The sequence below is a fragment of the Rhodococcus sp. Q1 genome, from assembly GCF_004153645.1.
In the GTDB taxonomy this organism is placed as follows: Bacteria; Actinomycetota; Actinomycetes; order Mycobacteriales; family Mycobacteriaceae; genus Rhodococcus; species Rhodococcus gordoniae.
In genome coordinates this window covers 133,668-159,498 of sequence record NZ_SDMJ01000001.1, presented here as the reverse complement: position 1 = coordinate 159,498, position 25,831 = coordinate 133,668, and the positions used below count along the sequence as shown (strand labels likewise).

Below are 25,831 nucleotides of genomic sequence, written 5' to 3'. Positions count from 1 at the left end.
AACAATCAGTCGATGTCGAATCGGGCGCCCACGCGCATGACTCGGGGTGCGAAGCGCATCAGCCACTTACGGACCTTCGCACCCGGAGCGACGGTCACCACTGGCCGATTGTGACGGACCGCCCCGACGATCTCCTCGGCCACCTTCTCCGGCGCGATATGCAGGCGCCGGTACATCGCGAGCGTGCGGGTGCGACGCGCGGCCCGCACGTCCCGGTTCGGTGCGACGTACTCGGCCGTCCGGACGAGGTCGGTGTCGACCAGGTCGGGGCACACCACGGTCACGCCGATGCCGTGTTCGAGAAACTCGGCGCGCAGGCACTCCGACAACATGAACACTGCGGCCTTGCTCGTCGAGTAGGCGGCGAGATTGCGTTGCGGCATGAACGCCGCCGCCGACGAGACGTTCACGATGTGCCCCCCGGTACCGCGTTCGGTCATCTGTTCCGCGAAGGCGCGGCAGCCGTAGACCACGCCCCAGAAGTTCACGTCCATCACGTGCTCGAAAACGCTCTGCGGGGTGTCGGCGAACGCGCCGATGACACCGACACCGGCGTTGTTGACGAGAACGTCCGCCACCCCGTGCCGCTCGCGGACGGTCTGCGCGAACTCCCGGACCTGCTGCTGGTCGGAGACGTCGAGTTCGTAGGCGTGAGCGCCACCGCCGAAGACGGCCTCCGAGCCTCCGGCGCCGGGAGCCGGGACGTTCACCAGCGCCACCGTCTCGCGGGCGCTGTCGAGATCCTTGTCGGCGACGACCACGATGGCACCTTCGGCGGCGAAGGCCAGCGCGGAGGCCCGTCCGATCCCGCTACCGCCGCCGGTGACGACGACGAGGGTGCCGGTCAGGTCGCGCAGACGGCTGCGTAGTGCAGCGCCGGCGCGCCAGCGGCGCATCTGTGCGATCCGAGAGGTCACCACACCATCGTGACGCACTCGGCGCGTATGGGCATGACAGGAGCACTCAGTACAGGAACTCGCGATAGAGTTCGCGCTTGCCCTGCTCGGCGTCGGCCGGGATCTCGATCGAGTGGAGTTCGGCGTGCATGTCGCGCATCGAGGGCACCGCCGCGCGGTCGGGATAGGTCGACGGATCCCACAACCTGGCGCGGAGCAGTGCCCGGGCGCAGTGCAGGAAGACCTCGTCGATCTGCACGATCACGGCCAGCTGCGCCGGCTTGTTCTGCAGCGACAGCTTCCCGAGCAGGTCCGGGTCCGTCGACAGGGTGGCGCGGCCGTTGATCCGCAGGACCTCTTCGTCGCCGGGGACGAAGAACAGCAGCCCGACGTGGGGGTTCTCGAGGATGTTCCGGTAGGAATCGGCACGTCGGTTGCCGGGCCGGTCGGGCAACGCGATGGTGTGGTCGTCGAGCACGAGTACCGCCGACTCGAGATCGCCGCGCGGAGAGCAGTCGCAGTTGCCGACGGCGTCGGCCGTGGCGATCGTGAAGAACCGCGCCAGCGACAGGAAATTCCTGATCAGCGGGGTGAGGTGGGGTCGTGCTTTGTCGACGATCGCCGGGTGCGGAATGCCCAGGACGGCTTCGAGCTCGTCCTGTGTCCGTATGCCGCCCTGCACGAGCTCGTCGATCCTGTCCGCATCCATCCGGTGCCACCTCCGGCGGTGACCGTATCAATCCTGTACGCCGAAGATCACGTCGGCGTTCTGGTCCTGCCCGATCAGACCCGCAGGGTGTCGCGCACGTGGCCCGTCTCGTTGATCGAGGCGACGCGGCGCGCTCCGCTGCGTGAGACGAGGATGCGCGTCACCGACGCGTACTCGATGGGGAACATCAGGGGCCGGGGCAGGTCGAGCAGGTGCTGCAGCACGATGTTCACGACCCCACCGTGGACGAACAGCGCCACGGTCTCGGAATGGTCGCACGTGTCCACCACGTGGTCGATCCCTCGCAGCACGCGGGTGCGGAAGTCGTCCGCATCGACGAAGTCGGGCAGGTGACCTGCGAGGATGCGCTTGTACGCGGCGGGTGCGACGTCCTTCGCGGCGTCGATGGTGAAGTAGTGGTCGTGCCCGTAGTCGTACTCGGCGATGTCCTCCGTCGTCTTCACGTCGAGGCCGCGGTGGTCGGCGACGGGTTCCGCGGTCTGCAGGGCCCGTAGCTGCGGGCTGGAGAACAATCGCGTGATGGCGTACGGCGACAGCGCATCCGGCAACCGCGAAGCCTGGAGGCGACCGGACTCGGTGAGCGGCGGATCGGCGACGCCGGTCTCGGCGCGGGCGTTGTTCGGCTCGGCGTGGCGGATCAGGAGTAGCTGCACGACCTCACGATGCCAGGTGTCCCGGTTTCACGTGAAACCACCCGTCAGGAGCGTCTCGGCTTCGTGAAGGGGAACGCCAGCGACTCGCGGATGCTGCCGCCGAGTACGAGCATCACGATCCGGTCGACACCCATACCGAGGCCACCGGTGGGCGGCATCGCGTACTCGAGTGCTCCGAGGAATTCCTCGTCGAGTTCCATCGCCTCCTCGTCGCCGCCCGCGGCGAGCAGCGACTGCTCGGTGAGGCGGGCACGCTGGTCGAGGGGATCGGTGAGTTCGCTGTAGGCGGTTCCCAGTTCGACACCCCACGCCACCAGATCCCACTTCGCCGCGACACCCGGCTTGCGGGGATGGGGGCGGGTCAGCGGCGACACCGAGGTCGGGAAGTCGGTGTAGAAGGTGGGGAAGGTCGTCTTCGATTCCACGAGGTGCTCGTACATCTCCTGCGCGGTGGCACCGGCGTCCCAGGCGGGGTTGTAGGGGATCTCGTGCTCGTCGCACAGGCGTCGCAGGACCTCGACGGGAGTCTGCGCGTCGACGAACGTTCCGAGTGCCTCGGAGATCGCATCGTGGAAGGTCTCGACCGGCCACTCGCCGGAGATGTCGATCTCGACCGGCGTGCCGTCGGGTCCGGGCCGCAGGATGATCTCGCGACCGTGCGCCGCGCGTGCCGCCGCCTGGATCAGTTCCCGCGCGAGGACCCGCATCTTCTCGTAGTCGCTGTGCGCCTCGTATGCCTCGAGAATCGTGAACTCCGGGTTGTGCTTGAAATCCGCACCTTCGTTGCGGAACACCCGGCCGATCTCGAAGACCTTCGCCATGCCGGCGACGCACAGTCGTTTCAGGTACAGCTCCGGGGCGATCCGCAGGTACAGGTCGGCGTCGTAGGCGTTGATGTGCGTGACGAACGGTGCCGCGTTCGCGCCGCCGTGCACCGACTGCAGGATGGGGGTCTCGACCTCCAGATAACCACGTGTCTGCAGTTCGTCGCGCAACGATCGCACGACGGCGCTGCGGGCCGCGAGGTGATCGCGTGCCCCGCGGTCGATCGCGAGGTGCAGATAGCGCTGCCGTACGCGGGCCTCGGGGTCGACGAGGCCGTGGTACTTGTCGGGCAGCGGGTGCAGGCACTTGCCGTCGATGCGCCACGAATCGGCGAGCACCGAGATCTCCCCGGTGCGGCTGCGTCCCATCTCCCCGGAGACCTCCACGAGGTCGCCGAGGTCGAACAGGAAGCGTTGCCCGGCAACACGGTGCCGGTCGACGAGGATCTGGATGTCGCCCGACCAGTCGCGCAGTACCGCGAACAGCACACCGCCGAAGTTGCGGATGCGCAGGAGCCGTCCCGCCACGGTCACGGCGGTGCCGGACTTCGTGACCCGAGCCTCGGCCGCGGTGTGGGTCGGAGGATGTGCGACCGGGTAGGGATCGACCCCGTGCTCGACGATCCGCTGCAGGGTGTCCATACGCACCTGGACCTGCTCGGGACGGCGCCGCCCGTGCGCGACGACCGGCGTACCGTCGCCGAGCCCGCCGTCGGGTGCGCTGCCGTCGTCGTGCAGTGCGGCCGCGACCTCCTGGTCCTCGGGGAACGCCGAATGTGTTCCCGTGTGTTGCCGGGTGTTCCGGCGGCCGAAGGTGGGAAGGGTGAGGAAGCCCTCGGCGATCGCCGAAGCGAGCGCGACCCGCGGGATGAGCCGGTTGTCGCGGAAACACAGGAAGCGCGGCACCCACTCGGGGTGGTACTTGACGTTGGACCGGTACAGCGCCTCGAGCTGCCACCACCGGGAGAAGAACAACAGGATCGACCGCCACAACCGCAGGATCGGCCCGGCGCCGATCCTCGCGCCCTCCTCGAACACCGATCGGAAGACCGCGAAATTCAACGAGATCCGCTCGATGTCGAACTCGGTGCCCCGTGAGGCGAGTTCGGACACCATGAGTTCGACGACCCCGTTGGGGGCCTGCGGGTCGCGGCGCATGAGGTCGAGCGACACCCCGTCCGCTCCCCACGGCACGAGCGAGAGCATCGCGACGACCTTGCCGTCCGAGACCGCTTCGACGAGCAGGCAGTCGCCGTCGAGCGGATCACCGAGCCGGCCGAGGGCCATCGAGAATCCGCGCTCGTTCTCGGTGTCGCGCCAGGCGTCGGCGCGCTGGATCGTGGCCGACAGTTCGATGGGCGACAGTTCGCGGTGGCGCATGATCCGTGCGGTCACACCGTGTTTGCGGGCACGGTTGACGGCCTGCCGCACCGCTCGCATGTCGCGTCCGCCGAGACTGAAGTCGCGGGTGTGCAGGACGGCTTCGTCGCCGAGTTGCAGCGCGTTCAGGCCCGCACGGTGGTAGGCGGTCGCACCGTCCTCGCTCGCTCCCATCACCGCCGGTGTCCATCCGTAGGCGCGGGCGAGATCGAGCCATTCGTCGATGGCGTGCGACCACGCCTCGGGGTTGCCGATCGGATCACCGCTCGCGAGGCACACCCCGAGTTCGACGCGGTAGGTCACCGCGGCCTTCCCGCTGGGTGCGAACACGACGGCCTTGTCGCGGCGGGTCGCGAAGTAGCCCAGCGAATCGTCGCTGTGGGCGAGCAGACCGCGGATGGCGGATTCGTCGCTGCCGGTGAGAGCGTTGCTCGCCCGCTGCGACCGGAACAGGACCACGGCGGCCGCGAGGACGGCGAGCGCACCGAGCAGGCCGAGCAGTGTGTTGACCAGCCCGTTCGGCCGGCCACCGAACTGGTCGTTGTCGATGAACGTCAGTGCGGTGACACGGTTGAGCGCCCACAGGAACCGGTCGGGAGCGGGCAGGCTGCCGGGGAACAGTTCCACCAGGCCCCAGCCGATCAGCGTCGCGACGACCAGACCGCCCACCAGCACACCGAGTGCGGCCCAGACGTTTCCGCGCCGCACCCGCGTGTAGAACTCGGGATAGGACAGCAGCAGTATCGCGACCAGCACCAGGTGGACGACCAATGCGACGAGGTGATTCGGGTCGCGGTCGACGATGCTCATCACGAGATTGGTGATGGCGAACCCGCCGAGATAGATCGTCAGGATCCACCACGCGATGCGCTTGCGACCGGCGATCGCACCGGCGAGCAGGCCGATGACGAGAGCGAACGACAGGCTCGTGTCGGGAGCGTCGAAGTAGTACTCGTCGATGTACTCGCGAGGAATGTGGATCCAGTAGCGCAAGGTCGGGGAGATCGACCACAGCGCCACCACGAACGCGTAGATGCCCAAGGCCAGGCCGACGACGTGCGGCACGGCGGACAGACGTCCGCCGACGCGGTCGGTCAGCGAAGGCCGGGAGGGTGGCCGGGTGTCCTCCACCGGACGCGGGTGCTCGACAGGGGCGGTGGGATCCGCAGACATGGAACAAGACGGTAACGGGCAGACGCGGCAGCCGTGGGACGAACGGCCGCGGGCCGGATCACACCTCCGGTCCCGCGGCCGTCGTTCCTGCAGCTACGAACCTGGCAGAAGCGCTGCACACCCTGTGTGCTCACGAACGCTGCACACACCCTGCGCGCTCACGAGCGCGGTGCTCCTGCGATCGCCACGTCCTCGGTCGGATCCGGTTCGGACGGCTCGGTCCGGGCAAGCGCACTCGGCCACCAGATCTTCCTGCCGATGTCGATGGTCAGCGCCGGCACCACCAGCGACCGCACGAGCAGTGCGTCGAGCAGGACACCGAAGGCGACGATGAACGCGAGCTGGGCCAGGAACAGCAGCGGGATCACCGCCAGCGCCGAGAACGTCGCCGCGAGCACCACGCCGGCGGACGTGATGACGCCACCGGTGACGGTCAGCGCCCGCAGCGTGCCCGCGCGGGTACCGACCTTCTTCGTCTCCTCACGGACGCGGGTCATGAGGAAGATGTTGTAGTCGATGCCCAGCGCCACGAGGAAGACGAATCCGAACAGCGGCACCACCGGGTCGGCGCCGGGGAATCCGAACACGTGGTTGAACAGCAGCGACGACACACCGAGCGTCGCCGCGAACGACACGATCACGGTGAGCATCAGCAGGACCGGCGCGACGACCGCACGGAGCAGCGCGATGAGCACGAGCAGCACCACGAGAGTCACCACCGGGATGATGACGGTGCGGTCGCGGGTTGCGGTGTCCTTCGTGTCGAGGTCGACGGCCGTGGGCCCGCCGACGAGGGCCTCCGCGTCGGGTACCGCGCGTACCGCCTCGCGGATGCGCTCGACGGTCTCCTCTGCGGCGAGGGAGTCGGCCGGATCCGACAGAGTCGCCTGCACGGCGACGAGTCCGTCGACCACGCGGGGTGTACCGCCCGGGCCGGGGACGGGCCGAGCGGTCGTCACGCCGTCCACACCCTCGGTGGTCCGGACGACATCGTCGAGCGCTCCTTCCCGGGCGACGACGATGGTGGGCGAGCCGGTGCCGGCATCGAAGTGATCACCGAGCACCTCCTGCCCGGACTTCGAATCCGTTTGCAGCAGGAACAGATCCGACGACGCGACACCGCTCGCCTTGAACTGCGGTGCCAGCAGTGCGAAGGCGATGAGGACGAGGCTGCACACGATCCAGATCGGGCGCGGCTTCGACCCGACGAAGGCGGCGACGCGGCCCCACACCTTGTGGGACTTCTGTATGTCGTCCACGTCGGCGTTCGCGTCGTAGGCGGGACGCGTGGGCCAGAAGGCCACGCGGCCGAGCAGCACGAGGGCCGCGGGCAGGAAGGTCACCGAGGCGAGGAACGAGGTGGCGATCCCGATGGCGGCGACGGGGCCGAGCCCACGGTTGGAGTTCAGGTCCGACAGCAGCAGGCACAACACGCCGAGGATGACGGTGCCGGCCGAGGCTGCGATCGGTTCGATCGAGCCGCGGAGCGCGCTGCGCATCGCGGCGTACTTGTCCTGCTGCAGCCGCAGCTCCTCGCGGTACCGGGAGACCAGCAGCAGTGCGTAATCTGTGGCGGCGCCGAACACCAGGATGAACATGATGCCCTGGCTCTGCCCGTTGAGTGCGATCACCCCGGCGTCGGCCAGCACGTAGACGAGCAGGCTCGCGAGGGCGAGTGCGAATACCGCCGAGATGATGACGACGAACGGCAGGATCGGGCTGCGGTAGACCACCACGAGGATCACGAGGACGACACCGCCTGCGACGAGCAGCAGCAGTCCGTCGATTCCACCGAAGGCCGACGACAGGTCGGCGGCCTGACCGGCCGGTCCGGTGACGTAGACGGTCAGCCCGTCCGGTGCTCCCTCGAGCGAGGTCCGGAGTTCCTCGACGGCGTCCTGGACCTCCCCGGAGGCGTCGAGCGGAACGATCATCTGCGCCGCTTCACCGTCCTCCGACGGGATCGGGGGCGGGCCGGCCGATTCGGTGGCGAGGAAGGCGAGATCCTCGTCGGTGATTCCGCCGTCGCGTTCGGCGACGACGATCGCGGGGATGAACTCGCTCTCGTTGAACTGCGCGTACAGCTCGTCGGCGCGGGTGGATTCGGCGGAGGCCGGGAGGAAGGTGCTCGCATCGTTGGAGGCGACCTCGTTGAGCTTGCCTGCGAACGGACCGCCGCCACCGGCGGCCACGAGCCACGCGATGAGCAACAGGGCGGGCAGCAGCCACCGCCATCGGCCGGTTCTGCGCGGGGGCGCGGTAGCAGTGCTCAAGATTCCTCCTCGTATGAGCGGTCTCGGACCCGGCGACCCCGGGCAGGCTCCTGCCCGAGATCGTTCGTTCCCACAGTGCTCCTCGTGCCGGCCCGGGGAATACCCATGATCGGGAGATCCCACCCCTCCACGGGGTGTGAGTCGCCCCCCGCCACGGAAAACGGAGAGGTTCGCCCGATGAGCGCGCGGTAAGGTGCCGCATGGTCTCCGCCCACCGGACCCACGCCGACGTCGTGTCCGCATTGAGAGCAGCCGGTTGTGTGTTCGCCGAGGAGGAGGCGCAGCTCCTCGTGGAAGCCGCTCGCACGCCCTCGGATCTGGAACGGCTGGTCGCGCGGCGGGTCTCCGGCGAACCGCTCGAACACGTGCTGGGACACGTCTTCTTCCACGGCCGGCGCATCGCGGTGCGGCCCGGGGTGTTCGTCCCTCGTCGACGCACCGAGTACCTGGTGGACTGCGCGATCGACCTCGCGCGGCCCGGCGCCGTGATCGTCGACATGTGTTGCGGGTGCGGCGCGGTCGGCTCCGCGCTCGCCATCGCAGTGGAGGCGGCCGAGATCTACGCGGCGGACATCGATCCCGTCGCCACGGCCTGCGCACGCCTGAACCTGCCGTCCCAGCGGGTGTTCGACGGTGATCTGTTCGACGCCCTGCCCGCGACGCTGTGCGGACGCGTCGACGTGCTCGTCGCCAATGCGCCCTACGTGCCGTCCGGGGCGATCGGATCGATGCCGCGGGAGGCACGTTGCAGCGAGCCGCGTCGCGCGCTGGACGGTGGGCCCGACGGCCTGGACGTCCATCGCCGACTCGTCGCGGACGCGATCCGATGGCTCACCGGCGGCGGGTCGCTGCTCGTCGAGTCGGCCGCGGCGCAGGCACCCGTGGTGGAGGGCCTCATCGCCCGCGCCGGTCTCGACCCGGCCGCACGAAGGTCGGAGGAATTCGATGCGACGGTCGTCATCGGCACCCGCCGATGACGTGATCGCTGCCTCGGACATGTCAGTCGAGTGGGAGCTGGGCGAAGATCGCGGTCGGCTGGGTCGACCCGCCTGTCGGCTCGACGCTGAAGGCGAGTGCGGTAGCGCCGGAGATGTCCTCGAGCACCGCCGTCGTGGACGGCGCGACATCGGCGGGCGTCATCGTGCCGGCGGGTTCCATGCCCTCGGGGCCGACCAGCCACATCTGATAGACACTGCCCTCGGCCGGCGGGGCGACGTTGTTCATCACCAGGACGCCCGCGTCCTCTTCCTTGGAGAACACCACGGTCGCGGTACCGCCACCCTCGAGCGAGCCCGACGAGGTCCGTACGTCCTCGGCCGCGAACACCCGCTCGCTCGTGGCCGGCCCGGACGGTGCCGACCACTGACCGGCCACCACGACACCGCCGATCGCGACGATCACTGCGGCCGCTGCGGCGAGCAGGAAGTTCCGGCGGCGCGCCCGGCGACGCTCGTCGAGGGACACCGGCGGGGGAAGGGCGTCGTCCTCCACCGTCTCCGGTGCCTCGGTCGCCTCCGGTGCCCCGGATTCCTCGACGGAAGTCTTCGCGGCGAGTTCGGCGTGAACCAGATCGAGCAGTCGCACCCTGAGCGCGGGCGGCGGCTCGGTCGCGGTGCCGGCCGACATCGCCGCGAGAGTCTCGTGGATCTCGCGGACCTCGGCGGTGAATCGCGAGACCACCTCCGCATCGGCTTCCGCGAGTTGCTCGGCGATCTCCCGGCGCTCGCCGGGCGTCACGGCATCCAATGCGAATCCGGGTGCCATGTCGAGCAGATCGCGCGAGGAATCGTTCGCCTCATTCGCCATCGACGGTCACCCCCAGACAATTCTTCAGTCGTTTCAGGCCGTCCCGGATCCGCGACTTGACGGTCGGCAACGGTGACGAAAGTTCTTCTGCCACTTCGGTATATGTAAAGCCTCTGTAGTAGGCGAGCTCGACCGAGCGTCGCTGCAGTTCGGTGAGCGAACCCAGGCACTCGTTCACCCGGCGGCGGTCGTCGCGCTGCGCGACCTCCTCGCTCACCGAGTCGAAGGCCGCGTCGACGTTCGCCGAACCGTAGTGCGCCTCGCGGTCGGCTCCGGACTGTTCGCTGCGGACCCGGTCGACGGCGCGCCGATGGGCGAGCGTGATGATCCACGACAGTGCGGAGCCCTGATGCGGGTCGTACTTGTCCGCCGACCTCCACACCTGGAGGTAGACCTCCTGAGTGGTCTCCTCGCTGTAGCCGGGATCCCGGAGGACCCGCAGCACCATGCCGAAGACTCGGGAACGCGTCGCGTCGTACAGTTCGGCGAACGCCGTAGGGTCTTGCCGGGCCACCCGCTCGAGCAGTGCGCCGAGGGTATCGGTATGGCCTCCGACGCCGGTCATCGGCTCAGTCCGCTCATCGGGGGAAAGCCTAGCCGGGACCTTTCCTCCGCTCAAGGCAACCGTGTCGACCACGAGCGTCACCCCATCCACATCCGTGCGCGCAGGACCGTCGCGAGGTCGGCGGGCATCCGTTCGCCACTGACGGTCGCGGTGAACATCGGCACGCCGGGCCGCCGCAGGGCGACCGAGAGGGCGAACATGTCGCCGGCGCCGGCGCGGGTGACGATGTCGATCTCGTCCGAGCGCAGCGTGTAGCAGTGCCGTCCGCTCCGGCGCGTGTGGATCTCGGCGACGACGCAGGCCAGCGAGCCGCTCGGATCGTGGCACCAGAACAGATTCAGCGGATCCGATCCGCGACCGAGACGCCGGATGTTCAGCAGCGCCGTGATCCGTCCTCCCGGCACTCTCACTCCGTCGGCGACGAGGTGGTCCTCGACGCGTCCGCGGAAGGTGTCGGAATCACTCGCGACGAAGTGATCCCACGGATCGAACCGCGTCAGCATGCGCAGCCACCACGGCGACGACGGTGTCTCGTCGACGTCCATGACCCAGCTGAAGCCGCGATATTCGAGCGACGGGCGCTCGGACGATCCCTGCGCGTGGCGCACGAAGGTGCGGTAGATCGCCGGCGTGACCACGACCCGGCCACCCGGGAACTCGACATCGTCTCCGATCATCGCGACTGCGCGGGGAAGGTCAGGATGCATGGTCGTCTCCGGGGCACGTGGTCGGTTTCCCCGACAGTGTGCACGTGAGGAAATCGGCCGTGGTGTCGGCCCACCATCGAGGGTCGGTGAGGAGGAAATGTCCTGCTCCGGGCAGAGGCCGCCACCGTGCGCGCACACCGCGGTCTCCGGCCGCCATCGCCTGGCTCTGCGCCATCCGGGGATCGGTCCGGGTGTCCTCCGTGCCGTGCGCGACCAGCAGGTGCCGACCGGCGGGAATCAGATCGGCGTCGTCGGCCGGCCACCACGGCGCCAGGGCGACGAGGGCCTCCACTCCGTGCTGGGCCGCGAGATGCGCGATCGCCCTCGCGCCCATCGCGTGCCCGACCAGTCCGAGCCGGACGTCCCCGCGGCGCCGCGTCACCGACTCGATCGCCCGCAGGCCGTCGCGGACCGGGCTCATGTGATCGCCGTTCCATCCGCGACAGCGGTAGTCGACGAGATCGACCGCGATGTCGTACCGACTCAGTCGCAGGCGCAGTGCGTCGGCGAACAGACGCATGCGAATCTGCGACAGATGCCACGGCCGTGGTGGGGTGGCACCGACCGGACACCCGTCGGGCAGCACGAGCACGTGTGCCGGTCGGGGATCCGAGAACTTGTCCATGACCGCCATTCGGAGCGAAGGGCGATGCGGATGGGTTCCCGGCGGATACCGATCCGGAAAAAATTCTCTCGATCCCGACCCATCCGCGCGGCCCCGAGGTTCGAATGACCGGTGACACACCTGATCGACGTGGCCGTTTCCGGTCACGGCCTACGAAGGGAATCACAGTCATGAACGTCACTGCGCGCAAGAGCCTGGCCGCCGTCGGAATCGGTGCGATCTCCCTGCTGGGTGTCGCGGCGTGTTCGGATGATTCGGGCACGGACACCACCGACACCACCACCATGCAGACCACGCAGGAAACCATGGAGGAAACCACCACGGCTGCAACCGGAACCGCAGCCCCCGCTGCCGGCCCGGTCGGCCCGGGGTGTGCCGACTACGTCGCCGCGAATCCGAGCGGGCCCTCCTCCGTCGAAGAACTCGCGAACCAGCCGGTCGCCGAAGCCGCCGGAAATGTTCCGATCCTGACCACTCTCACGCAGGCCGTCTCCGGGCAGCTCAATCCCGACGTGAACCTGGTCGAGACTCTCAACGGCGGCGAGTTCACCGTATTCGCGCCGGTCGACGATGCTTTCGCGGCCCTGCCACCCGAGACCGTCCAGACCCTCCAGACCGATTCGGCCCTGCTCACCGACATTCTCACCTACCACGTGGTTCCGGGTGAGCTGGCCCCGGCCGATGTCGTCGGCACACAGACCACCGTGCAAGGCGGCACCGTCGAGGTCTCCGGTGAAGGCGACATGCTGAAGGTCAACGACGCCAACGTCATCTGCGGTGGTATCGAGACCGAGAACGCCACCGTGTACCTGATCGACGGCGTCCTCCAGCCCCAGTAACCACCATTACCCGCTCGACGGAAAGGTAGAAGACATGCGTTGGTCCCGACACGGCGGTCGGGGGCTTGCGGCGGCGTTCATCGCCGCCGCGGGCGCGCTCCTGTTCGCCACGCCCGCCGCCGCAGCGCCTCTCACCCCGGTTTCACAGCTGGACGTGAATCGGTATGTGGGGCAGTGGTATCAGCTCGCCGCCAATCCTGCCCCCTACAATATCGACTGCGTGCGCGACACGACCGCGTTCTACACACTGCTCGACGAACGCAATGTGCGTGTGGAGAACTCGTGCACCACGATCACCGGGGACCGCCGCGGTATCGTCGGGAACGCCCGTGTGAACGACACAGCCTCGCTGCACGTGTCGTTCCCCGATGTCCCGTTCCAGGATTCGCTCGACGGGCCGAGCAACTACATCGTCACGTATCTCGCGGACGATTACTCGTGGGCATTGGTCGGTGACCCGACACGCATCTCCGGATTCGTCCTGTCGCGTTCGCCCGTCGTCGGCGCCGACGCGTGGCGCGAGATCCGGGGTGTCGTCGAGGCGAGTGGGTACAACTCGTGCCTGATGCTCACCTCACCCACCACCGAGGGACTGCAGGAGATCAGACCGCTCTGCACTGTGTGACTCTCGGGACGAATCGGGGTGGTGTGCGGATCCAGAGGAAGATCCGCACACCACCCCGATTCGTCGTATCTGTACCATCCGCTCACGAATCGACCATCTGCAACGGCAATGTGCTGCAGCGAATGGCGAAGAATGAGCAGATCGCCCTAGCGGCCGGCGGTACCGGCGATGTTCTCGAGCATGCCCCGGAAGATGATGCCGTGGAACGGAACCAGCGCGTACCAGTAGAGCCGTCCTGCGAGTCCGCGCGGGAAGAAGATCGCGCGCTGGTGCACTCGCGAGCGACCCGACTCCAGGGGTTCGACCCGCCACTCGAGCCAGGCCCCGCCGGGTGCCCGCATCTCCGCGCGCAGGCGCAGCAGCGTCGGGCGCTCGATGCGTTCGACGCGCCAGAAGTCCAGGGCGTCACCGGTATGCAACGTCTTCGGGTGCCGGCGTCCCCGGTCGGGTCCGACGCCACCGACGAACCGGTCGAGCCAGCCGCGGATCGTCCATGCCAACGGGAAGGAGTACCAACCGTTCTCGCCTCCGATGCTCTCCACGACGGCGAACACCTTCTCCGGCGGGGAATCGGACTCGAGCGAACGTTCGTCGGTGAAGACGACCTCTCCGGCCCAGTCGGGGTCGGAGGGCAGCGGGTCGGCGGGTGCACCGACCGGGGACGCGTTCGTCCACGTCGTCTCCACCTCGCCCCGTTCGAGGCGGCCGAGAGCGAGACGGACGGCGTCGCGGTAACCGGTCGGGCCGGACTCCGGTGGGGGGATGATCGTATCGATGTCGTGGTTGCGCATCACCGCGTCGGTGGACAGCGATTCGAGCAGTGCGCGCCCGAGCGCGGGAGGGATGGGCGTGACCAGGCCGATCCACAGCCCGGCGAGTTTCGGTGTGAGAACCGGAAGGACGAGGATCCGTCGCTTCGTCAGCCCGGCGACCTCCGCGTACTGCTGCATCATCTCGCCGTACCGCAGGACGTCGGGCCCACCGATGTCGTAGGCGCCGCTGCGGGGAAGAGGAGCCTCGGCGGCGGCGACCAGATAGTGCAGGACGTCGCGTACCGCGATGGGCTGGATCCGGTTGTTCACCCACCGCGGGGTCGTCATCACCGGCAGTCGATTGCTCAGGTGCCGGACCATCTCGAACGACGCAGAACCCGAACCGATCACGACACCGGCCTGCAGCACGAGTGTGGGCACTCCGGACTCCGTCAGGATCCGTCCGACCTGAGCCCGTGAGTACAGGTGTGGCGAGAGTTCGGTCGCATCGGGGTGCAAACCGCCGAGGTACACGATGCGGGACACACCGCAATCGCGTGCGGCATCGGCGACGTTCTGCGCGGCCCGTTTCTCCGCATCGACGAACTCGTCGCGGCCGCCCATCGAATGCACAAGGTAGTACACGACGTCGATATCGCGGCAGGCCTCACGCAGGGATTCGGGATCGTCGAGGTCGCCGCGGGTGATCTCGACGTCGCTCGCCCACGGTACGTCGCGCAACTTGTCGGGGCTGCGGACGAAGACCCGTACGCGGTAACCCGCCTCGAGCAGTCGCGGAACGAGCCTGCCACCGATGTAACCGGTCGCCCCGGTGACGAGGATGCGGGTTGGGATCACGTCTCCTCCAGGATGTGGCCGAGTTGATGGCGCAGCGATGCTTCGAGATCGGGACGCCGGAATCGATACCCGATGTCGAGCAAGGCCTTCGGGACGACGAACTGGTCGGCCCGGGCGACCTCCCGCGCGCCCTCCTCGCCGAGCAGCAATCGGGGTCCGAAACCGGGGACGGGCAGCAGCGCCGGACGGTGCAGCACCGATGCCAGCACCCGCGTGTACTCCTCGTTGCGCACCGGTTGCGGCGCAACGGCGTTCACCGGTCCGGCCAGGGCGGGATCGGTGAGCGCGCGGTGGTAGACGTCGACGAGGTCGTCGATGTCGATCCAGGAGAACCATTGCCGGCCGTCGCCGAGCCGGCCTCCGAGACCGCTCGCGAACAGTGGCCGCATCAATTGCAGTGTGCCGCCGCGGGGTGTCTGGACGATGCCCGTGCGTACGTGCACGACCCGCAGGCCCTTCTTCTCCGCGGGACGCGTGGCGGCCTCCCAGTCGGCGACGACGTCGGCGAGGAAACCGGTTCCGCGGGAGGCGTGCTCGTCGAGCGGGGTGTCGCCGCGATCGTAGCCGTAGAGGCCGATCGCGGACGCGGAGACGAAGGTCGCGGGGCCGTTGGGTGTTCTCGCGGCGAGTTCGGCGAGCCGTCGTGTCGGCTCGATCCGGCTGTCGCGGACTGCGGCCTTGTGCGAGTCGGTGAACCGGCCGGCGATCGAGGCACCCGCCAGATGGACGACGGCGTCGACACCTTCGAGCAGGTCGGGCGCCGGATCGTGGGGATCCCAGTGTCGATCGTCCGGTCGCCGCGACGGTCGGCGGACGAGCCGGATCACGTGATATCCGCCCGTGGACAGGAAGGCCGTCAGGGCGGTGCCCACGAGGCCGCTCGACCCGGTCACCGCGACGGTCGCCGGCCGGATGCCCTGCGCGTGCGACCAGCGGTGGCTCGCAAGGTCATCGGCGAGCTGGCGGTGGCGGTAACGGAAGGTCTGAGTGAGGAAGCGACCCGGCACCGGTGTGACGACGCGATCGGTGACGCGGGTACGGAACTCGCCGACGGCGTCGAAAAGGTGTTCGTGCCGCCACGAACCGATCGCGGTGGCGGGACGCGACAGCAGACCGTCGTGCGAGAGTTCGTCGACGAAACGTGCGGGCGGATCGTAATCCTCGGGATCGTGCCGGGAGATCCACTGCAGTCCACCGGGGAGACCGAGGACGGCCGTGCCGGATTCGAGGGAATCGGCCTCGGCGATGACGTTCATGGGTTGCCAGGGTGGGATCAGGCGGAGTATGGCGCCGGGACGGGAGTGCCAGTCGAACACGTCGTCGCGCGGTGCGTCGACGACACTCGAGAACTCGATCCCCATACTGTGCCTCCCGTTGCCGATGCCGTCCCTGTGGTCACGGCGCCGGAGCGGGCTCCGGCGCCGTATCCACTCAAGCAGGAAGGACGCTGATCAGGAAGGTGTATGCCTCGACGAGCGGGGTGTGGATGGCCATGAAAGCGGTTTCGACGAGTGCGCGCACTGCGGTGTCCTTTCGTTGGTTCTACGGCGAACACGGTGTCCGTCCAGAAGGTGTTCGGAGCACCGATACGATCGGATGGGTCGCTTCGCCGTCTTTCTCATCGGGGTGAGCGAATTCGCTCGTATCTGTCCAGAGCGACCCGACGTTCGTGTGCGTGATCGACGACCGGTTCGGGATATCCGTCCGGAGGGCCGTCGGGCAGACTGTGCACACGAGCGCCGTCGACGCTCCGCAGTTCGGGTACCCATCTGCGCACGTATTCACCCGTCGGATCGAACTTCTCGCCCTGCCGCGTCGGGTTGAACACCCGGAAGTACGGGGCGGCGTCGGTGCCGCTGCCCGCGGTCCACTGCCAGTTGTGTTGATTGGATGCCAGATCGCCGTCCACCAGATGCTCCATGAAATGTCGTGCCCCGCGCCACCACGGAAGGTGAAGGTCCTTCGTGAGGAACGACGCGACGATCATCCGTACCCGGTTGTGCATGACTCCCTCGGCGAGGAGCTGCCGCATCCCGGCATCCACGATCGGGAATCCCGTGCGGCCCTCGCACCACGCGGTGAACAGGGCGTCGGCGTCGGGCCCGGAATCGTAGGTGATGGCGTCGAAGTTGCCGTTGTAGTTGGTGCGCGCGGTCTCGGGGCGGTGGAACAGGACGTCGGCGTAGAAGTCGCGCCACGCCAGTTCGCTGCGGAAGGTGGCGGCACCCTCGTCCGAGCGGTTCCGCAGGTCGTGCAACAGGGTCCGCGGATGGATGCAGCCGAACTTCAGATAGGGGGAGAGTCCGCTGGTGCCGTCGAAGGCCGGCCGGTCGCGGTCGGTGGCATACCGCTCGAGACCGTCGTCGAGGAATTCCTGCCACCGCTCCACCGCAGCTGCTTCACCGGCGGGCGGCGTGGGCTCGTCACCCTCGTCCGGAATCGGGACACGTGCGGAGCAGCCGGTCGGGTCCACCCAGTCGGCGGTGTCCGGGCCGGTCGCTGCGGGCGTGTGCCGGCCGTGGTCGTTCCAGGCGCGCCGGAAGGCCGAGAACACCTTGTAGGCAGTGCCGTCGGGTTTCTTCACGCGGCCCGGGGTGACGGCGTAGGGGGAGCCGGTGGCCACCAACGGAACGTCGCCGAGAGCATCGGCCACCGCGCGGTCGCGTCGCGTGCCGTACGGGCCGTGGTCGGAACTGATGTGGACTGCGGTCGCGTCGAACTCGGCGACCACCGACGGCACGACCGTCGCGGGGTCCCCCCGGACGACGAGCAGGCGCCCGCCGAGATCCCGGTCGAGTGCTCGCAGGCAACCTGTGAGGAAGTCGCGACGACGCGCCCCGGAGGGCCGGAGCAGTGCGTCGTCGAGGACGAACAGAGCGAGCACCTCGTCGGCGGCCTCGGTGGCGGTGAGCAGAGTGGGCAGATCGTTCAGCCGGAGATCACGACGGAACCAGATGATGCTGGGGCGGGCCATGGATCCAGTGTCGGGGACAATGGGTGCCATGTCCGACGCATTCGATGTACCGATCCGTGACGAGTCGATCCGGCTCGGTCAGTTCCTCAAGCTCGCGAGCCTCATCGAATCGGGTGCAGAAGCCAAGGAAGTGATCGCCGACGGCCTCGTGTCGGTCAACGGTGAGGTGGAGGAGCGTCGCGGCCGTCAGCTGAAGGTGGGCGACGTGGTGGAGATCGCCGGTGCGAGCGCGCGGGTCGCGCACGAATGATGTGGTGACCCGCGCGCCCGGCGATCAGTTCTCGGCGCGGACGACGACGCCGTCGGAGTCGCTGTAGACGATCTCGCCGGGGTTGAACGTCACGCCGCCGATCTCGACGGGCACGTTCTTCTCGCCCGAACCGGTCTGGGTGCTCTTGCGCGGGTTGGTGCCGAGGGCCTTGATACCGATGTCGAGGGTGCGCAGGATCGCGGAGTCGCGGACCGCGCCGTTGACGATGACTCCGGCCCAGCCGTTGTCGACACCGCGACCGGCGATGATGTCGCCGATGAGCGCGGTGTGAATGCTGCCGCCGCCGTCGACGACGAGCACGCCGCCGTTGCCCGGCTCGGAAAGGGTCTGCTTGACGAGCAGGTTGTCCTGGAAGCAGCGGATGGTGGTGATGGGGCCGACGAACTCGGTGCGGCCGCCGAACTGGATGAACTGCGTGTCGCAGCTGCGGATGTCCGGGCCGATCTCGTCGGCGAGGTCGGCGGTGGCTGTGAAGGCAGTGGCGTCGCTCATGGTGTGAGGATAGGCGGACGCGGTGCCCCGTACGGTGGGAGGCCCGGTCAGGACGCGCGACCGAAACGACGCTCGTAGTCCTCTCGTTCGCGGTCGGCGCGTGCGCGTGCCTTCGCGCTGAGCAGCTCCGGGTCGAGGCCGTGCTGCTGGAGCCGGTGCCGTTGCCAGATGGGCATCAACGCCACCGAGAAGTACGTCCACGGCAGCAGCAGCAACAGCATCATCGAGATCGGGATCCACACCGGTCCCGGGATCAGCAGGAACAGCAGGAGCAAGGGGATCGCCGGAAGATTCCATCGCAGCAGGTACCGGCGTGATCCGCCGGGGCCCAGGATGTCGTCGCGTACCCACTCCCGCATCTCGGGCGGTAGCGTGCGACCGAACATGTAGCCGATCCGCCGCGGGAAATTCGGTCGTGCACTACTCATCATGAGATCCAGGATAGGCCGTCACCTCTCGTACAGGCCGGTCAGCCTGTCCGCGAAGTTGTCGACGACGACCTTCCGGCGCAGCTTCATACTCGGCGTCAGATCGCCCGACTCGACCGACAGTTCGCGTTCGATGATCGTGAACTTCTTGATCTGCTCCCACCGGTTGAGCTGCAGGTTCAGCTCGTCGATGTACCCGGAGATCAGCCCGTGGGTCTTCTCGTGCCGCGCGATCTCCTCGAACGAACCGCCCGCATCGTTCCTGTTCGCCCACTCACCGACGGACTCCGGATCCAGGGCCACGAGCGCCACGCAGTAGGGCTTGCCCTCGCCGTAGACGACGATCTCCGAGGCGTAGGGGCACATGCCCTTGAACGTCGCTGCCAGCGACGACGGCGCGACGTACTTGCCCTGCGACGTCTTGAACATGTCCTTCTTGCGGTCGGTGATGCGCAGGTAGCCCTCGTCGTCGAGGCTGCCGATGTCGCCGGTGCGGAACCACCCGTCGTCGGAGAGCGACTCCGCGGTCGCGTCGGGCCGGTTGTGGTAGCCGGTCATCACGCCGGGACCGCGAACGAGCACCTCACCGTCCTCCGCGATGCGGACCTCGGTGCCCGGGACGGGCCAGCCCACCGTGCCGATCCGGTTGGCGTAGGGACGGTTGACGAACGTCGCCGCCGAGGTCTCGGTGAGACCGTAACCTTCGAGGACGGGGATGCCGACGGCGTCGAACCATTCGCCGACGTCCGGGTTGAGTGCCGCCGAACCGGAGATGAAGAACCGCAGCCTGCCGCCGAAACGTTCGCGAACGGTGGAAAAGACCAGCTTGTCGGCGAGACCGTGCTGCAGATTGTCGAGCAGGCCGGGCGACCTGCCGGCCTGTCGTGCCTTCGACACCTTCCGGCCCACACCCACGGCCCAGTCGAAGATCTTCTTCTTGGCGCCGCCTTCCTCCTCCATCATCCCCTCGACGCGTGCGTGCGCCTTCTCGAAGATGCGTGGGGCCGCGCCCATGAAGGTCGGGCGAACGACCGCAAGATTCTCGACGATCTTGTCGACACGGCCGTCCACCGCGGTGGGGAAGCCGATCTGCAGGGGGAGGGTGAGCAGCACCTTTCCGAAGACGTGCGACAACGGCAGCCACAGATACTGCAGGTCGTCGGAGGTGAGCATGTGCAGCGCGTCGATGGCGGCGGCCTCGTAGGTCCACGCCGAGTGCGGCAGGCGCACGCCCTTGGGTTTGCCGGTGGTGCCCGAGGTGTAGATGAGGGTGGCCAGGTGCTCGGCCCGGATGCTGTGGATCCGGTCGAGCACGGTTCCGGCGTCCTCGGCGAGCAGGCCGCGGCCCAGCTCGGCGAGTTCGTCGAAGCCGATCACCCAGTCGCCGTCGCCGGGACCGTCGAGAACGACGACCTTCATGACCTCGGTGAGATCCCCACGGTGACCGACGAGTTTCTCCACCTGCGCTGCGTCCTCGGCGATGACGATTCGGCTGCCGGAATCGGCGACGATGAACGCGACATCCGCGGCGTGGGTGGTGGGGTAGACGGTGGTCGTCGCCGCGCCCGCGCACATGACGGCGAGATCGGAGAGCACCCATTCGTACCGGGTGGACGAGGCGAGGGCCACGCGGTCCTCGGATTCGATGCCCAGGGAGATCAGGCCGGCCGCGAGCAGCCGCACCCGGTCTCCGGTCTGTTCCCAGGTGACCGACGTCCATCCGTCGGCCCCGTCGGGGAAGCGGAAGGCCTCCTCGTCGGGGGTGGCGGACACTCGGTCGAGCAGCAGACGGGCGACCGAGGGAGCGCGGTTGTCGATGACCGCTCGGTCGACCTTTTCCTCGGAGACGCGCGTCGTTGTCGGCATGCCTCGAAGTTTAGGGAGCAAAACCGTGCTTCTGGTCAATATAAGTAGAAACTTATATAGTGGGGTTCGTGCACGGGTTCGAGGTCCTCGCAGATCCGGTCCGACGCCGCATTCTCGAACTGCTCGCGGGCGGTGCGCAGACGGCGGGTGAGATCGTCGCGGTGATCGGCCGGGAGTTCTCGATTTCCCAGCCTGCAGTCTCGCAACATCTCAAGATCCTGCGCGACCAGCGGTTCGCGGTCGTCCACAAGGACGGCACCCGGCGCTACTACGAACTCGATCCCGCGGTCCTCGTGGAACTCGAGGACTGGCTCGCGGGCCTGCATCCGCCGGTCCTCGCGGCGCTCGATGCCCTGGAGACCGAGATCGCGCGCGGCAAGCGCGAGCGGCGGAGCCGGGATGTGGTCCCGCCCACGATCCGCCGACCCGACGAGAGAAGGAGATCCTCATGAAGAACGTGATCACGAGCAACGAGACGAATCGCCGCACGGTCGGGCGCCGCACCGTCGAGGGGCGCGAGGCCGAGGTCGTCACGGTCTCGCGCAGCTACCGCACGAGCGCCGAGGACCTGTGGGAGGCGTGCACCGATCCGCAGCGCATCCCCCGCTGGTTCCTGCCCGTCGAGGGCGACCTCCAGGTCGGTGGCCGGTACCGGCTCGAAGGCAACGCCGCCGGCGAGATCCTCACCTGCGATCCGCCGCGGATGTTCACGGCCACCTGGGAATTCGCGGGACAGGTCAGCTGGATCGAGGTGTCGATCCTCCCCGAACCGGGAGGCCGTGCGCGCCTGGAACTCTCACACATCGCCCGCCCCGACGAGCATTGGGAGCAGTACGGTCCGGGTGCGGTCGGTATCGGCTGGGATCTGGCACTTCTCGGACTCGGTCTGCACCTCGAATCGGGAGAATCGGTGAATCCGAAGGAGTTCGAAGCCTGGTCGATGTCGGAGGAGGGACTGCAGTTCGTCCGAGACAGCAGCGCGGCCTGGTGCGAAGCCGATATCGCCGCCGGCGAGGACCCCGAACAGGCACGCGCTGCCGCCGGCCGGACGAGCGCGTTCTACACCGGCGGCTGACGAGCCGGCCGGCCCTTCAGTTCTCCTCCGAGCGACGTCGCTGCCGGGCGTTGGCAAGCGCGGCAGCGGAACGCAACACCTGCGGGGTGCGTCGCGCCGCCCGCAGGACGGCACGGTCGAAGGGGTTGAGCGAGACGCGTCTGCGGGGCGCCTGCAGGGTCGGCTGCCCGCCGACGAGGGCGAAGAGACGGACCTTGCCCGGCACGCCGGCGAGCCGATGCGACCCCCGGTCGGCGAACCACAGGCCCGATCCGCCGGCCAGCTCGCGCGCGTGGCGCGAGACGAGCACTTCCCCCGGGCGGGCGGCGGCGCCGATCCGCGCGCCCACGTGCACGGTCATGCCTGTGACGTCCGTGCCGGTCGGCTCGACGATGCCGGCGTGTACCCCGGCACGGACCTCGAATCCGAGACGGTGCGCCTCCTCGACGATCCGTGCCGCGCACTGCACGGCGGCCACGGGCCCGTCGAACAGGCTGAAGGTGCCGTCCCCGACGGTGCTCACCAGCCGCCCGCCCGCTTCGGTCACCGCGAACCGGACGTCGCGTTCGTGACGTGCGAGCAGGGCCCGGTAGGAGGTGTCGCCGATGCGTGCGAGGAGCTTGGTCGACCCGACGATGTCGGTGAACAGGGTTGCCGCGAAACGCCGGCCGGCGTCGACGGGTGGGACGGACCCGCGGACGAGTTCCTCGACCATGGTCTGGACCTGTGACCATGCTTCGCCGAGCGCGGCGCCGCGCGGGGACGGCCGGGTGATCACCAGCTCTCCGTGCGGCACCAGGCCGGCCAGATATCTCGCCGGGGCCACCGGAATCGAACCTCCGGACACCAGCACCACCTTCGTGGGGCACTGCACCGACCCGAGGGCGTGCGAATAGTCGATCCGCAGACTCGCCTCGAGGTGCGCGCTCATCGTGCTCGGCGACGCCGAGCACCGCTCGAGCATGGCCATCAACCGGCGGTTGTAGGGACTGTCGACGTGCGCGTCGGTCAACGGCACCGTCAGTCCCTCACCCCAATGCCGGACGGCGTCGCGCCACGACTCGACGAAATCGGTGATCCCGGGCTCCGTCCATCCGTGCGGCGGCCGGTCGTAGTCGAGCAGGGGTTCGCAGTACGGCGCGACGAGCATCAACGCGTGGACACGGTCGGGAGCGGTCGCCGCGACGAGCACCTGCGGTCCGCACGTGCTGTGGATCCCGACGAGTGTGGCGTGCCGGATCTGCTCGGCGTCCATGACGGCGAGGACGTCCTCCGCCTGCTGTTCGATCGTGGGCACGTGATCGACGGGATCGGAGAGCCCGAAACCGCGGCGCTGGAAGTAGACGGCGCGCGAGTAGGTCGCGAGGCGTTCGAAGAGCGAGTGCATGTACGGATCGGTCCACAGCAGATCCAGGTGCATCTGGACCTCGAAGAACCACACGACGTCGGCGGGACCCGCGCCGACCACCCCGTAGGCCAGGTTGTGACCGTCGCGGGGCAGGTACCGGGTGACCGGTGGATCCACTCGTACAGCCTAACGGGGTGAAACGGAAGAGGTCGTGTTCCGAAGGTGGGGCGGCCGTGCAAGACTCGCGGAACCGGGTGATCCGGTCGTCGGATCCGTCGGGTGACGGATTCCGCGGGAGGGAGGATGTTCCTATGACACGTTCACCGGAAGCGAGCGATATCGGACGCCGTATGGCGCAGCTCGCGCGCGGTTTCTACCGCCCGTCCGATCTCGACGAAACCCTGCGCGGTGTGACCTCGGCCGCGGTCGAACTGGTGGAGGGGACCGATTGTGCCGACATCCTCATCGTGACCGGAAGGAAGCATTTCCGCTCCCTCGCCGCGACGTCGGAACTCGCCGAGCACCTCGACGACGTCCAGGAGCAGTTCGGGGAGGGTCCGTGCCTCGATGCGAGCTTCAAGTACCTCGTGGTGCGCTCCGAAGACCTGCGGACGGATACCCGGTGGCCGCGTTTCGCGAAGGCCGCGGTGGACGCGGGTGTACTCAGTGCCTTGTCTTTCCAGCTGTATCTCGATCAGGAGAGCATGGGAGCGCTGAACATGTTCTCTGCGAGAGCCGAGGCGTTCGGTCCTCCGGCGGAGGCGACTGCCGAGGTCCTCGCCGCTCACGCGGCGATGGCAATGAGCGCGGCACGCAGTCAGGGGCAGTTCGCGTCCGCCTTGGCGACCCGCGACATCATCGGGCAGGCCAAGGGCATGATCATGGAGCGTTTCGGTGTCGATGCCGTCGCGGCCTTCGAACTGTTGCGCCGGCTCTCGCAGGACAGCAACGTCCCCCTCGCGGAGGTCGCCCAGGGAATCGTCGAAGCGGGTCCCGAGCGACGCGACGATCGGGAGACGGGCATCGACGTCACGCCTGTGTGACAGCACACACCCACCCGGGTAGGTTTGGTGAAACTGCAAGTACTACTCACCGGTAGGGGTGCATCATGCCAGCTCCGAGCGCTGCGACCTTCCAGCGTCTTGCCGACCTCATCGCGATCCCCGACGCCGCCGAGCGGACCACCCGCCCCGTCGTCGAGGCCTTCACCGGCCGGGAACTGGCCACCGTCCCGGTCGGCACGGCCGAGGACGCGAAGGCCGCGATCGACCGGGCCCGCACCGCGCAGGTCGCCTGGGCGAAGCTGCCCGTGGACGAGCGCGCCGCGATCATGCACCGGTACCGCGAGCTCGTGCTCTCCCGGCGCGAGCAGCTCATGGACATGGCGCAGGCCGAGACCGGCAAGTCCCGTGTCTCCGCGCAGGAAGAGGTGCTCGACATCTCGATGACCGCGCGGTTCTACGCGCGCGTCGCGCCGAAGCTGCTGCGTCCCCGCAAGGCGACGGGCATGCTGCCGATCCTGACGAAGACCACCGTCCTGCACCATCCCAAGGGCGTCGTCGGCGTGATCGCGCCCTGGAACTACCCGATGACGCTGGCGGTGTCGGACGCGATCCCCGCCCTGCTCGCCGGCAACAGCGTGGTGCTCAAGCCCGACAGCCAGACCCCGTACTGTGCGCTCGCCGTCGTCGAACTCCTCTACGAGGCCGGCGTTCCCCGCGACGTCTTCGCCGTGGTCACCGGTCCCGGAACCGTGGTGGGCACCGCGATCGTCGAGAACGCCGACTACCTGATGTTCACAGGTTCGTCGGAGACGGGACGTCTGCTCGCCGAGCAGGCCGGCCGGCGCCTGATCGGGTTCTCCGCCGAACTCGGTGGCAAGAACCCCATGATCGTCACGGCCGGGGCGAACCTGCGCGAGGTCACGAACGCCGCGGTGCGGGCGTGCTTCTCCAATTCCGGCCAGCTGTGCATCTCGATCGAGCGGATCTACGTCGAGAAGTCCATCGCGCCGGAGTTCGTCCGGATGTTCGGCGCCCGGGTGCGCGAGATGGCGCTCGGTGCCGACTACGACTTCGGCACCGAGATGGGATGCCTCATCAGCGAGAGCCAGGTCGAGACCGTGACCCGGCACGTCGAGGACGCCGTCGCCAAGGGCGCGACCGTCGTCGCGGGCGGAAAGGCACGGCCCGATCTCGGCCCGCTGTTCTTCGAACCCACGGTGCTGACCGACGTGCCCGAGGACGCCGAGTGCTACCGGGGCGAGACGTTCGGGCCGGTGGTGTCGATCTACCCGGTGGAGAACGTCGAGGAAGCGATCCGCGAGGCCAACGACACCGAGTACGGACTCAACGCGTCGGTGTGGGCCGCGACGAAGGCGCAGGGCGAGGCCGTGGCGGCGCGGGTGCGTGCCGGCACGGTGAACGTCGACGAGGGGTACGCACCGGCGTGGGGGAGCACCGATGCCCCGATGGGCGGCATGGGCATCTCCGGCATGGGCCGCCGCCACGGCGCGGAAGGCCTGTACAAGTACACCGAGGCACAGACGATCGCGACGACACGGTTGCTCAACCTCGACGGTCCGCGCGGGCTCCCGCGGCGGGTGTGGGCGAAGATGCTCGCCCCCTTCGTCGAGTCGATGCAGTGGCTGCCGGGGCGCTAGAGATCCGATCGATCGACCCGGGGCGTCGCG

General features: G+C 68.3%; 24 protein-coding genes. 8 read left to right on the top strand and 16 right to left on the bottom strand.

Annotation, left to right across the window (positions count from 1 at the left end; genetic code table 11):
* Positions 1-5 precede the first annotated feature (5 nt).
* From EQ874_RS00720 to EQ874_RS00700, 5 genes are all read right to left on the bottom strand, one after another.
* Complete coding sequence (locus tag EQ874_RS00720; RefSeq protein ID WP_129974971.1) at positions 6-917, bottom strand: SDR family NAD(P)-dependent oxidoreductase; 912 nt, start codon at positions 915-917, stop codon at positions 6-8.
* 46 nt (positions 918-963) lie between these two features.
* Positions 964-1,605 carry an MSMEG_1061 family FMN-dependent PPOX-type flavoprotein gene (locus EQ874_RS00715; RefSeq protein ID WP_129974969.1) on the bottom strand — a complete coding sequence of 214 codons (642 nt, stop codon included), beginning with the start codon at positions 1,603-1,605 and terminating at the stop codon, positions 964-966.
* A gap of 74 nt (positions 1,606-1,679) precedes the next feature.
* The gene (locus tag EQ874_RS00710; RefSeq protein ID WP_129974967.1) at positions 1,680-2,279 is read right to left on the bottom strand and encodes a histidine phosphatase family protein; all 600 of its coding nucleotides are present in this window, start codon (positions 2,277-2,279) and stop codon (positions 1,680-1,682) included.
* 44 nt (positions 2,280-2,323) lie between these two features.
* A complete protein-coding gene (gene lysX, locus EQ874_RS00705) occupies positions 2,324-5,581 on the bottom strand; it encodes a bifunctional lysylphosphatidylglycerol synthetase/lysine--tRNA ligase LysX (protein WP_347400862.1) in 3,258 nt (1,085 codons plus the stop codon).
* 233 nt (positions 5,582-5,814) lie between these two features.
* Positions 5,815-7,929, bottom strand: coding sequence for an MMPL family transporter (locus tag EQ874_RS00700; protein ID WP_207213454.1), 2,115 nt, complete (start codon positions 7,927-7,929; stop codon positions 5,815-5,817).
* A 200-nt stretch (positions 7,930-8,129) separates the two neighbouring features.
* Between EQ874_RS00700 and EQ874_RS00690 the strand changes: the two genes are divergently transcribed.
* Positions 8,130-8,906, top strand: a complete 777-nt coding sequence (locus EQ874_RS00690) for a putative protein N(5)-glutamine methyltransferase (protein WP_129974965.1) — start codon at positions 8,130-8,132, stop codon at positions 8,904-8,906.
* A 22-nt stretch (positions 8,907-8,928) separates the two neighbouring features.
* Here the strand turns inward: EQ874_RS00690 and EQ874_RS00685 are convergent, their stop codons facing one another.
* The 4 genes from EQ874_RS00685 to EQ874_RS00670 form a co-directional block, all read right to left on the bottom strand.
* Positions 8,929-9,735 carry an anti-sigma factor gene (locus EQ874_RS00685; RefSeq protein ID WP_129974963.1) on the bottom strand — a complete coding sequence of 269 codons (807 nt, stop codon included), beginning with the start codon at positions 9,733-9,735 and terminating at the stop codon, positions 8,929-8,931.
* The gene (locus EQ874_RS00680; protein WP_129974961.1) at positions 9,725-10,300 is read right to left on the bottom strand and encodes a sigma-70 family RNA polymerase sigma factor; all 576 of its coding nucleotides are present in this window, start codon (positions 10,298-10,300) and stop codon (positions 9,725-9,727) included. The genes EQ874_RS00685 and EQ874_RS00680 overlap by 11 nt, the downstream gene beginning before the upstream one ends.
* Positions 10,301-10,377: 77 nt before the next feature.
* Positions 10,378-11,007 carry a DUF1365 family protein gene (locus EQ874_RS00675; protein ID WP_129974959.1) on the bottom strand — a complete coding sequence of 210 codons (630 nt, stop codon included), beginning with the start codon at positions 11,005-11,007 and terminating at the stop codon, positions 10,378-10,380.
* Positions 10,997-11,632 (bottom strand): alpha/beta hydrolase, encoded by a 636-nt coding sequence (locus EQ874_RS00670; protein ID WP_129974957.1) that lies wholly within the window; start codon positions 11,630-11,632, stop codon positions 10,997-10,999. The genes EQ874_RS00675 and EQ874_RS00670 overlap by 11 nt, the downstream gene beginning before the upstream one ends.
* A 170-nt stretch (positions 11,633-11,802) precedes the next feature.
* Here EQ874_RS00670 and EQ874_RS00665 point away from each other — a divergent pair, with 170 nt between their 5' ends.
* The gene (locus EQ874_RS00665; RefSeq protein WP_129974956.1) at positions 11,803-12,471 is read left to right on the top strand and encodes a fasciclin domain-containing protein; all 669 of its coding nucleotides are present in this window, start codon (positions 11,803-11,805) and stop codon (positions 12,469-12,471) included.
* A gap of 34 nt (positions 12,472-12,505) precedes the next feature.
* Positions 12,506-13,096, top strand: a complete 591-nt coding sequence (locus EQ874_RS00660; protein WP_129974954.1) for a lipocalin family protein — start codon at positions 12,506-12,508, stop codon at positions 13,094-13,096.
* Positions 13,097-13,242: 146 nt separating this feature from the next.
* Here EQ874_RS00660 and EQ874_RS00655 read toward each other — a convergent pair whose 3' ends face one another.
* From EQ874_RS00655 to EQ874_RS00645, 3 genes are all read right to left on the bottom strand, one after another.
* Positions 13,243-14,706: an SDR family oxidoreductase gene (locus tag EQ874_RS00655; protein ID WP_129974952.1), complete on the bottom strand. Its 1,464-nt coding sequence runs from the start codon at positions 14,704-14,706 to the stop codon at positions 13,243-13,245.
* Positions 14,703-16,067: a TIGR01777 family oxidoreductase gene (locus EQ874_RS00650; RefSeq protein WP_129974950.1), complete on the bottom strand. Its 1,365-nt coding sequence runs from the start codon at positions 16,065-16,067 to the stop codon at positions 14,703-14,705. Before EQ874_RS00650 ends, EQ874_RS00655 begins: the two co-directional genes overlap by 4 nt.
* Before the next feature lie 257 nt (positions 16,068-16,324).
* The gene (locus EQ874_RS00645) at positions 16,325-17,680 is read right to left on the bottom strand and encodes a deoxyribodipyrimidine photo-lyase (RefSeq protein WP_129974948.1); all 1,356 of its coding nucleotides are present in this window, start codon (positions 17,678-17,680) and stop codon (positions 16,325-16,327) included.
* 28 nt (positions 17,681-17,708) lie between these two features.
* Here EQ874_RS00645 and EQ874_RS00640 point away from each other — a divergent pair, with 28 nt between their 5' ends.
* A complete protein-coding gene (locus EQ874_RS00640; protein ID WP_064064212.1) occupies positions 17,709-17,930 on the top strand; it encodes an RNA-binding S4 domain-containing protein in 222 nt (73 codons plus the stop codon).
* A 24-nt stretch (positions 17,931-17,954) separates the two neighbouring features.
* Here the strand turns inward: EQ874_RS00640 and rraA are convergent, their stop codons facing one another.
* From rraA to EQ874_RS00625, 3 genes are read right to left on the bottom strand one after another with little or no spacing between them, the layout of a single operon-like run.
* Positions 17,955-18,443 (bottom strand): ribonuclease E activity regulator RraA, encoded by a 489-nt coding sequence (gene rraA / locus EQ874_RS00635; RefSeq protein WP_129974946.1) that lies wholly within the window; start codon positions 18,441-18,443, stop codon positions 17,955-17,957.
* Between the two features lie 47 nt (positions 18,444-18,490).
* The gene (locus tag EQ874_RS00630) at positions 18,491-18,874 is read right to left on the bottom strand and encodes a DUF5313 family protein (RefSeq protein ID WP_026003270.1); all 384 of its coding nucleotides are present in this window, start codon (positions 18,872-18,874) and stop codon (positions 18,491-18,493) included.
* Between the two features lie 18 nt (positions 18,875-18,892).
* Entirely contained in the window at positions 18,893-20,737 is a 1,845-nt protein-coding gene (locus EQ874_RS00625; protein WP_129974944.1) for a long-chain fatty acid--CoA ligase, read from the bottom strand.
* A 68-nt stretch (positions 20,738-20,805) separates the two neighbouring features.
* Between EQ874_RS00625 and EQ874_RS00620 the strand changes: the two genes are divergently transcribed.
* Entirely contained in the window at positions 20,806-21,189 is a 384-nt protein-coding gene (locus EQ874_RS00620) for a metalloregulator ArsR/SmtB family transcription factor (protein ID WP_129974942.1), read from the top strand.
* A complete protein-coding gene (locus EQ874_RS00615; RefSeq protein ID WP_129974940.1) occupies positions 21,186-21,812 on the top strand; it encodes an SRPBCC family protein in 627 nt (208 codons plus the stop codon). The genes EQ874_RS00620 and EQ874_RS00615 overlap by 4 nt, the downstream gene beginning before the upstream one ends.
* Before the next feature lie 16 nt (positions 21,813-21,828).
* On the opposite strand, the gene EQ874_RS00610 is transcribed toward EQ874_RS00615, so the two are convergent.
* Positions 21,829-23,316, bottom strand: coding sequence for an adenylate/guanylate cyclase domain-containing protein (locus EQ874_RS00610; RefSeq protein WP_129974938.1), 1,488 nt, complete (start codon positions 23,314-23,316; stop codon positions 21,829-21,831).
* Between the two features lie 134 nt (positions 23,317-23,450).
* Between EQ874_RS00610 and EQ874_RS00605 the strand changes: the two genes are divergently transcribed.
* Complete coding sequence (locus EQ874_RS00605) at positions 23,451-24,182, top strand: GAF and ANTAR domain-containing protein (RefSeq protein ID WP_129974936.1); 732 nt, start codon at positions 23,451-23,453, stop codon at positions 24,180-24,182.
* Between the two features lie 65 nt (positions 24,183-24,247).
* On the top strand, positions 24,248-25,801 hold the full coding sequence (locus EQ874_RS00600; protein ID WP_129974934.1) for a succinic semialdehyde dehydrogenase: 1,554 nt from the start codon (positions 24,248-24,250) through the stop codon (positions 25,799-25,801).
* Positions 25,802-25,831: the final 30 nt, after the last annotated feature.

Bases quoted from the DNA above. Each gene is read 5' to 3' on its own strand.
- EQ874_RS00715 (WP_129974969.1), bottom strand. From the start codon at position 1,605: ATGGATGCGGACAGGATCGACGAGCTCGTGCAGGGCGGCATACGGACA.
- EQ874_RS00690 (WP_129974965.1), top strand. From the start codon at position 8,130: ATGGTCTCCGCCCACCGGACCCACGCCGACGTCGTGTCCGCATTGAGA.
- EQ874_RS00685 (WP_129974963.1), bottom strand. From the start codon at position 9,735: ATGGCGAATGAGGCGAACGATTCCTCGCGCGATCTGCTCGACATGGCA.
- EQ874_RS00680 (WP_129974961.1), bottom strand. From the start codon at position 10,300: ATGACCGGCGTCGGAGGCCATACCGATACCCTCGGCGCACTGCTCGAG.
- EQ874_RS00675 (WP_129974959.1), bottom strand. From the start codon at position 11,007: ATGCATCCTGACCTTCCCCGCGCAGTCGCGATGATCGGAGACGATGTC.
- EQ874_RS00670 (WP_129974957.1), bottom strand. From the start codon at position 11,632: ATGGACAAGTTCTCGGATCCCCGACCGGCACACGTGCTCGTGCTGCCC.
- EQ874_RS00665 (WP_129974956.1), top strand. From the start codon at position 11,803: ATGAACGTCACTGCGCGCAAGAGCCTGGCCGCCGTCGGAATCGGTGCG.
- EQ874_RS00660 (WP_129974954.1), top strand. From the start codon at position 12,506: ATGCGTTGGTCCCGACACGGCGGTCGGGGGCTTGCGGCGGCGTTCATC.
- EQ874_RS00650 (WP_129974950.1), bottom strand. From the start codon at position 16,067: ATGGGGATCGAGTTCTCGAGTGTCGTCGACGCACCGCGCGACGACGTG.
- EQ874_RS00645 (WP_129974948.1), bottom strand. From the start codon at position 17,680: ATGGCCCGCCCCAGCATCATCTGGTTCCGTCGTGATCTCCGGCTGAAC.
- EQ874_RS00640 (WP_064064212.1), top strand. From the start codon at position 17,709: ATGTCCGACGCATTCGATGTACCGATCCGTGACGAGTCGATCCGGCTC.
- rraA (WP_129974946.1), bottom strand. From the start codon at position 18,443: ATGAGCGACGCCACTGCCTTCACAGCCACCGCCGACCTCGCCGACGAG.
- EQ874_RS00630 (WP_026003270.1), bottom strand. From the start codon at position 18,874: ATGATGAGTAGTGCACGACCGAATTTCCCGCGGCGGATCGGCTACATG.
- EQ874_RS00625 (WP_129974944.1), bottom strand. From the start codon at position 20,737: ATGCCGACAACGACGCGCGTCTCCGAGGAAAAGGTCGACCGAGCGGTC.
- EQ874_RS00615 (WP_129974940.1), top strand. From the start codon at position 21,186: ATGAAGAACGTGATCACGAGCAACGAGACGAATCGCCGCACGGTCGGG.
- EQ874_RS00605 (WP_129974936.1), top strand. From the start codon at position 23,451: ATGACACGTTCACCGGAAGCGAGCGATATCGGACGCCGTATGGCGCAG.
- EQ874_RS00600 (WP_129974934.1), top strand. From the start codon at position 24,248: ATGCCAGCTCCGAGCGCTGCGACCTTCCAGCGTCTTGCCGACCTCATC.